The organism is Paracoccus wurundjeri (assembly GCF_030678915.1).
In the GTDB taxonomy this organism is placed as follows: domain Bacteria; phylum Pseudomonadota; class Alphaproteobacteria; order Rhodobacterales; family Rhodobacteraceae; genus Paracoccus; species Paracoccus onubensis_A.
This window is the reverse complement of the sequence record NZ_JAUUTZ010000053.1, coordinates 1-7,142: the sequence shown is the minus strand read 5'-3', so window position 1 is coordinate 7,142 and position 7,142 is coordinate 1. Positions and strand designations below refer to the sequence as shown.

At 63.3% G+C, this 7,142-nt stretch carries 7 protein-coding genes; 6 read left to right on the top strand and 1 reads right to left on the bottom strand.

Annotated features, from left to right (window positions below; translation table 11 throughout):
* The 3 genes from Q0601_RS24425 to Q0601_RS24415 all read left to right on the top strand — a co-directional run.
* Positions 1 to 620: TRAP transporter small permease (locus Q0601_RS24425; RefSeq protein WP_305292785.1), on the top strand; the 620-nt coding region annotated here is incomplete at its 5' end.
* Positions 613 to 1,905 (top strand): TRAP transporter large permease, encoded by a 1,293-nt coding sequence (locus Q0601_RS24420; protein WP_305292783.1) that lies wholly within the window; start codon positions 613 to 615, stop codon positions 1,903 to 1,905. The genes Q0601_RS24425 and Q0601_RS24420, both read left to right, overlap by 8 nt.
* A gap of 88 nt (positions 1,906 to 1,993) precedes the next feature.
* The gene (locus Q0601_RS24415) at positions 1,994 to 2,335 is read left to right on the top strand and encodes a DUF2853 family protein (RefSeq protein WP_119751463.1); all 342 of its coding nucleotides are present in this window, start codon (positions 1,994 to 1,996) and stop codon (positions 2,333 to 2,335) included.
* Here the strand turns inward: Q0601_RS24415 and Q0601_RS24410 are convergent.
* Positions 2,326 to 2,949, bottom strand: a complete 624-nt coding sequence (locus tag Q0601_RS24410; protein ID WP_305292780.1) for an enoyl-CoA hydratase/isomerase family protein — start codon at positions 2,947 to 2,949, stop codon at positions 2,326 to 2,328. The genes Q0601_RS24415 and Q0601_RS24410 overlap by 10 nt on opposite strands.
* A gap of 72 nt (positions 2,950 to 3,021) precedes the next feature.
* Here Q0601_RS24410 and Q0601_RS24405 point away from each other — a divergent pair, with 72 nt between their 5' ends.
* The 3 genes from Q0601_RS24405 to Q0601_RS24395 all read left to right on the top strand — a co-directional run bounded on the left by Q0601_RS24405 (position 3,022) and on the right by Q0601_RS24395 (position 6,993).
* A complete protein-coding gene (locus Q0601_RS24405; protein ID WP_305292778.1) occupies positions 3,022 to 4,656 on the top strand; it encodes a DUF2125 domain-containing protein in 1,635 nt (544 codons plus the stop codon).
* A 206-nt stretch (positions 4,657 to 4,862) separates the two neighbouring features.
* The gene (locus tag Q0601_RS24400; RefSeq protein ID WP_305292776.1) at positions 4,863 to 6,224 is read left to right on the top strand and encodes a TldD/PmbA family protein; all 1,362 of its coding nucleotides are present in this window, start codon (positions 4,863 to 4,865) and stop codon (positions 6,222 to 6,224) included.
* A complete protein-coding gene (locus Q0601_RS24395; RefSeq protein WP_305292775.1) occupies positions 6,211 to 6,993 on the top strand; it encodes a 3'(2'),5'-bisphosphate nucleotidase CysQ in 783 nt (260 codons plus the stop codon). Before Q0601_RS24400 ends, Q0601_RS24395 begins: the two co-directional genes overlap by 14 nt.
* Positions 6,994 to 7,142: the final 149 nt, after the last annotated feature.

Sequence of the window (7,142 nt, the reverse complement as noted above, 5' to 3'; positions counted from 1 at the left end):
CCCCCCCCCCCCCCCCCCCCCCCCCCCCCCCCCCCCCCCCCCCCCCCCCCCCCCCCCCCCCCCCCCCCCCCCCCCCCCCCCCCCCCCCCCCCCCCCCCGTCGCGGGACGCGATATTGACACGCCCATGCGCCGGATCGAACGCTATTTCATCCTTCTGAACGGCACCGTTGTCATCGCCGGCCTCGCATTGATGGCTGTCGTCGTCGGCTGGAATGTCGCGGCGCGTTATTTCTGGGCACATTCCCTGCCCTGGGCGGATGAGGTGGCGCGCTATACGATGATCTGGCTGACCTTCCTCGGCAGCGGCCTCGCCTTGCGCGAAGGCGCGCATGTCGCGATCTCCAACGCGCAAGAGGCGTTGCCCGGCCCCGCGCAATATGCGCTCAGATGGGGGATCCTGCTGCTGCTGTTCGGTTTCTTCGCCTTCATGGTCTGGGTGGGCATCGATTACATGAACAGGATGGCGATCCAGAAATCCGCCGCACTGCGCCTGCCGATGAAATGGGTCTATGCCGCAATGCCTGCGGGGTTCGCACTGATGATCCTACATCTCGCCCTGATCGCGCCGCGTTATCTGCAGGCCGGTTTCGCCGTGACGGACGAGGCTGCCCGTGGTTGAGATCCTGATCGCCGCCTTCCTGATCCTGATGCTGCTGGGCGTCCCGGTCGCCTTTGCGCTGGCTCTGGCCGCCTTTGCTGCCATCATCATCGGCGGGCAGTATCCGCTGGTCGTCGTCGTCAAGGAGATGTTTACCGGGCTCGACAGCTTCCCGCTGCTGGCGGTGCCCTTCTTCATCCTCGCGGCCGAGATCATGTCGGCGGGCGCGATCTCGATCATGCTGCTGCGCTTCGCCTCGCAATTCGTCGGGCATCTGCGCGGCGGGCTGGGCTATACAAATGTTCTGACATCGACCCTTTTCGCAGGAATCTCGGGCTCTGCGCTGGCGGATGCCGCAGGGCCGGGGGCGATGATGGTGCGGATGATGGAGAAGAGCGGCTATTCCCGCGCTTATGCCGGAGCATTGACCATCGCCACCTCGGTCGTCGGGCCGATCATCCCGCCCTCGATCACCATGATCATCTATGCGCTTCAGGACCGGAACGTCTCGGTCGGATCGCTGTTCATGGCCGGTATTCTGCCCGGATTGCTGATCTCGGCGATGATGGCCGCGGTGAACTGGTGGGTCAGCCGCAGGCGCGGATATCGCAGCGCCGATCCCCGCCCGCCCGTCGCGCAGATGATCCGCAACACGCTGGCGGCCTTGCCCGCGTTGTTCCTGGTGGTGCTGATCGTCGGTGGTATCCGGGGCGGCGTGTTCACACCCACCGAAGCTTCGGTCATCGCGGTAATCTATGCGATCATTGTCAGTGCGGTGATCTATCGCGGCTTCACCTTCCGCGATCTGTGGGGCGCGTTCTGGCGCGCGGGCATCATGTCGGTTGCCGTGCTGATGATCCTTGCCGCTGCGCGAGCCTTCGCCTGGGTCCTGATCATCGAAGGCGTGCCACAGGCCATGGCCGATGCGGTGATCGCCATGAACCTGTCGCCCATCGCCTTCCTGCTGATGGTCAACCTGCTGCTGCTGGTCTTCGGGATGTTCATGGATCCGCTGCCCGGCGTGATGATCCTTGTGCCAATTCTGGCTCCGATTGCGCATAGCCTCGGCATCGCCGCCGACCACTTCGCGATCATCGTCATCGTCAACCTGACCTTCGGCCTGATCACCCCGCCGGTCGGAGGGCTGATCTTCGTGGTCGCCTCGGCCACCCATCAGCGGCCTTCGGCTCTGATCCGCGAATTGCCGCCCTTCTTCATCGCCGCCCTGCTGGTGCTGCTGATCCTCACCTTTGTCCCCGGCTTGTCCACATGGCTGCCCCGGCTAAGCGGGTTCTCGCATGGCTGAATCCCGCGCCGGAAGGGAAAACTTGCCAAATGCCGCAACCCGCCGCATCCTTCCCCTGTTCACCACAAACAAATTCAGGGGAGTAAAGATGAGTAGGCGTGACGATCTGATTGCCAAATACGCAAGCGATATCAAGGATAAACTCGGTGAAAATCCGGACATGGATCTGCTGACCAAGGTCACGATCGGCTGCGGTCCGTCGATCTACAGCGCCGATGCCGAGACCATTGCCTCAAGCGATGAGGCGGAACTCGAGCGGGTACGCAAGAATTATCTTGTCAAGAAACTTGGCCTGACGGACAGCCCGCAACTGGCAGAGGCGATCAATTCGACGATCGACAAATATGGCCGCTCGAACCGGAACAAATACCGTCCGGTCATCTATTACATGCTGTGCAAGCATTTCGGCAAGCAGTCGGTTTACGGCTGATCTGTCATCTTCTTGATCGCCGCCACATGTCCGGCCGAGACTGCCGCGCAATCGGCAGCCAGACCGGTGGCGGCGGCGTTCAGTTCCTCGGCCGGAACGATCCGGTCGATCAAGCCCCAGTCGCGCGCTTCGGCAGCGTCGATTCTTGCGCCTGCCATCAGAATCATTTTCGCCCGCGCCGGCCCGATCAGGGCGGCCAGCCGTCGCGGATCGCTGGGTTGCGGCAGAAAGCCCAGCTTCATCACCGGATAGAAGAATTTCGCCTCGGGTACCGCCAGGCGCAGATCGCAGGCCAGAACCATTCCGAAAGCGCCGCCCGCCAATGTGCCGTTCAGCGCCGCGACGGTCAGGCAGGGCATCGAGGCCATCCGCGCGGATAACCGCTCCCATTCCGGGGATTTGGCCAGCCCGTCATTGCGGGCCTCATCCAGATCCGCTCCGGCGGAAAAGACCCTGCCCGCCCCGGTCAGGATCACCGCCCGGCAATCCGACACGGCCAGTTCCTCGAGTTTCGCGGTCAGTTCACGCAGCATCTTTGCCGTCAGCGAATTGGCCTTGTCGGGCCGGTCGATGGTCAGCAAGGCGACCTTTTCATCAATCTGCAATCCGATCACGCAATGGTCCCTTTCCCTTGCTTCTGCGCTATGGCAAATTGCCACGAGTTTTCTGGACGAAGGGTATTTCGAATGCAACGCACACTTGCAAGCTCTGCCATCGCACTGATCGTGGCCGCGGGGCCCGCATTGGCAGAACTGACTCCGGCACAGGTCTGGGACAACCTTTCGGGGTATTATACCAGCATGGGCTATGAGGTAACGGTCGGCTCACAGGACGAAACCGATGGCAATCTGAGTCTTACAGATGTCGTGTTCACTTCGGAAATCGACCAGCCCGATGCCGCGACAAGTGTTTCCGCGACCGTGCCGAAAATTACGCTGGAGCAGACGGACGACGCCAAGGTGCGCACCGTGTTCGACGGCGAGATGACGGTCGAATCCACGACAGACGTTCCGGATCAGGAGCCAATGTCGTTCCGGCTTGTCATGACCGCGCCCGAAAACGAGATGATCTCGTCCGGCACGGAAAACGATATGCTGCACGAGTTCGATTTTCCCACCCTTGAGAGCAAGCTTTATTTCGGCAGCGCAACGCCGGACGCCGATAGCGGCGAGGCGCCCGTGACCCTCACCCTGACCGAGTCGACCGGGCAATACCGCACGGTTCACGCCGAGAATCAGGAAATCACCTATGAGATGGTGAGCAAGGGCCTTGATGTCGCCCTGAACGTGACGGAACCGCCTGCGGAAGACGGCACAAGCGGCAACGGCAAGGTCACCGGTCAGGCGCATGTGGATGGGGTTACCTTTACGGGCACCACCTCGATTCCCGGCGATATCAAGAATCTGGCCGAGCGGCTGGACCTTGCCCTGAATGCCGGCTTCGTGGCTCAGGGCAAGGCGGAACTGGGCAAGATGAACGGTGACATGACCTTCGAGGGCATGGATGAAAATGACCAGCCGCAATCCGGCGACGCCAAATTCAACGCCGAGAGCAGCGACCTGACGTTCGCGATGTCGAAAGAGGGCCTGACCTATGGCGGCAATTCCGGCGCAACCGAGGTCGAGGCGAATTTCGCGCAATTGCCCTTCCCGATCACCTACTCCATCGACAAAGCATCGGGCGAGGCGACTTTCCCGGTCAGCAAGGGCGAAGACGCCCAGCCCTTCGCGCTCAAATACGAACTGGCTGGCGTAAAACTGGCCGATGCGATCTGGGATCAGTTCGACCCGGGCAAGGAACTGCCGCGCGATCCTGCCAATCTCAAACTTGACCTGACGGGCGAGGCGGTCGTCAAGAACGACCTGTTTGACCCGGCATTCGCCCAGAAACTAGAGGCACAGGCGGCCGATCCTGCTACCGATGATCCGGCAACCGATGATCCTGCCGCGGAAGGCGAAGCGCCTGATGCGACGGCGGAAACCTCGACGCCGCCGACGGTCCCGTTCGAGCCGCGCTCGCTCAAGATCAACGAGGTTGTGCTTCAGGCGGTTGGCGCGGATGCCAATCTGACCGGCGATCTGACCTTTGCCGATCTTGAGCAGCCCCCGGTCGGCGTGATCGAGGGCGATTTCAAGGGCATCAATGCGCTTCTTGACAAGCTGGTCGCCATGGGGATCGTGCCGCAGGATCAGCTTATGGGCGCGCGGATGATGCTGGCCATGTTCGCCCAACCGGCCGAAGGCGATCCGGATCACCTGCAAACCAAGATCGAATTCAAAGAGGGCGGTTCGATCTTCGCCAATGGGCAGCAGGTGAAATAACCAGCCTGCCGCAAGGCACGGGCCGGGCGATTTTGCCCGGCCTTTTCATTCGCTTCGCGCCTGCGGCGTTATGTGCGTTCCCAGACATGGGACCGGTATTCACCTTGACCGAAAATGCCTGGCGGCGCGAAGAACCGGGTTTTCGCAATGAACCGGCCATGCAAAGCTGGCTGGGGCATCGCGGCGAAAGAAAGCAGAGGGCGAAAATGAACGGCAAGTTCGCAAGCACCGATCTGAAAGGGCTGGCCGAAGCCCTGGTCGAGACCGCACAGCGGAACGGCGCGGATCAGGCCGACGCATTGGCGGTTCAGGGCCGGTCTGTCAGCATCGATACGCGCGCCGGCGCACTTGAACAGGCGGAACGGGCCGAGGGGATCGAGATCGGATTGCGCGTTCTGATCGGCGGACGTCAGGCCTGTGTGTCGGCCTCTGATCACAGCAAGGCAAGCATCGCGGAAATGGCCCAGCGGGCGATTGCCATGGCCCGCGAAGCGCCGGTCGACGACACGCTGGGTCTGGCCGAGCCCGAACAACTGGCTGAACGGCGCGACGCGGATGAGCTGGATCTGTCTGACCCGCAGCCCGACCCAGCGCCCGAAATCCTGCAGGAGCTCGCCTTGCGTGCCGAGGCCGCGGCGCTTTCCCACGCTGCGATCAGTCAGGTCGAGGCGGCAAGCGCCGCGTTCAGCCGCCGGAATATGTGGTTGGTCGCCTCGAACGGATTCTCGGGCGGGTACGAGCGCAGCACGCATGTCATCTCGACCGTTGCGATCACCGGTGAGGGGCTGGGGATGGAACGTGACTATGCCGCCGAATCCCGCAGCCATGCCGCCGACCTGCCGGAACCCGAGGATATCGGCACGCTGGCCGCCGAACGGACATTGGCCCGTGCCGGCTCGCGAAAGCCGCCCACCGGAGCTTTTCCGATCCTGTATGACCGCCGCGTCTCTGCCTCGCTGATCTCGCATCTTCTCTCGGCGGTGAATGGCGGCGCGATTGCGCGGGGCGCAAGCTGGCTGCGCAACGCACTGGACGAGCCGGTTCTGCCGGAAGGAATGGATCTCTTCGAAGACCCGCATCGCCCACGCTATCCGTCCTCGCGCCCCTTCGATGCCGAAGGGCTGGCGACGCGAAAGCGCAGCATCGTATCAAAGGGCGTATTGCAGGGCTGGACGCTGGATCTGGCCACCGGGCGCAAGCTTGGCATGGACAGCACCGCTTCGGCCGCACGGGGGCTGACCTCGCCGCCATCGCCGGTCAATGCCAATGTGATCCTGACGCAAGGCAGCCGGACGCAGGAACAGATGATCGCCGACATGGGCCGCGGGCTGATCGTGACCTCGATGCTGGGCGCGTCGATCAACGGCACGACCGGCGATTATTCACGCGGGGCGGCGGGCTTCTGGGTCGAGAATGGCCGGATCGCCTATCCGGTGAATGAATGCACGATCGCCGGCAATCTTCGCGAGATGCTGATGACCCTGATCGCCGGCAACGATGCGCTGCCATGGCGCGGGCTGGAAGTCCCCGGTCTTCTGGTCGAGGGGATGACCGTTGCAGGAGCCTGAGGCCGATCTTGAACTGCTAGAGCAGGCGGCACGTCATGCGGGCCAGATCGCGCTGGGTTTCTGGCGCAATGACATGCGGTCCTGGGACAAGGCGGATGATGCGGGGCCGGTTTCCGAAGCGGATCTGGCGGTGAACGATATGCTGCGGGATATGCTGACAGCCGCAAGGCCGGATTACGGCTGGCTGTCCGAGGAAAGCGAGGCCGATCCGTCGCGGCTGGATGCACGGCATTGCTTTATCATCGACCCGATCGACGGCACCCGCGCATTCATCGCCGGGCAGGAAGGTTTTTCCCATTCGCTCGCCGTGACGGATGGCGAGAAGATCGTGGCCGCCGTCGTGCATCTGCCCGCCCGCAGCACCACCTACAGCGCCCATGCGAATGGCCCGGCACTGCGAAATGGCCAGCCGATCGCGCCAAGCGACACCGGGATCGACGGCGCGACCGTGCTGACCTATCGCGCCGTATCCGATCCGGGCCATTGGCGCGACGGACAGGTTCCGCCGTTTCGGCGAGAATTTCGCCCCTCGCTCGCATGGCGCCTGTGCCTTGCGGCCGAAGGAAAGTTTGACGCGGCTGTATCTCTGCGACTTGCATGGGAATGGGATATCGCGGCAGGCAGCCTGATCGCCGAACGCGCGGGCGCTGCGGTCACTGACCGGCATGGCGACAGGATGCGCTTCAACGGCCCCCGCGCGATGGTGGACGGGCTGATCGTCGCCGGTCCCCGGCTGCACGGGCAGATACTGGGCGGGCTCAGACGTTAAAGCGTATCGCGCCTGCCCGGATTCGCCCCCACTCCTTCTTCTTTGCCCAAATACCTCGGGGGTGCCGGGGCCGCGCCCCCCCCCCCCCGGCCGCCGACAGCGAAAGGGGGGAAAACACACCCCACCACCCCCCCCCCCCCCAACCCAAA

Bases quoted from the DNA above. Each gene is read 5' to 3' on its own strand.
- Q0601_RS24400 (WP_305292776.1), top strand. From the start codon at position 4,863: ATGAACGGCAAGTTCGCAAGCACCGATCTGAAAGGGCTGGCCGAAGCC.
- Q0601_RS24405 (WP_305292778.1), top strand. From the start codon at position 3,022: ATGCAACGCACACTTGCAAGCTCTGCCATCGCACTGATCGTGGCCGCG.
- Q0601_RS24415 (WP_119751463.1), top strand. From the start codon at position 1,994: ATGAGTAGGCGTGACGATCTGATTGCCAAATACGCAAGCGATATCAAG.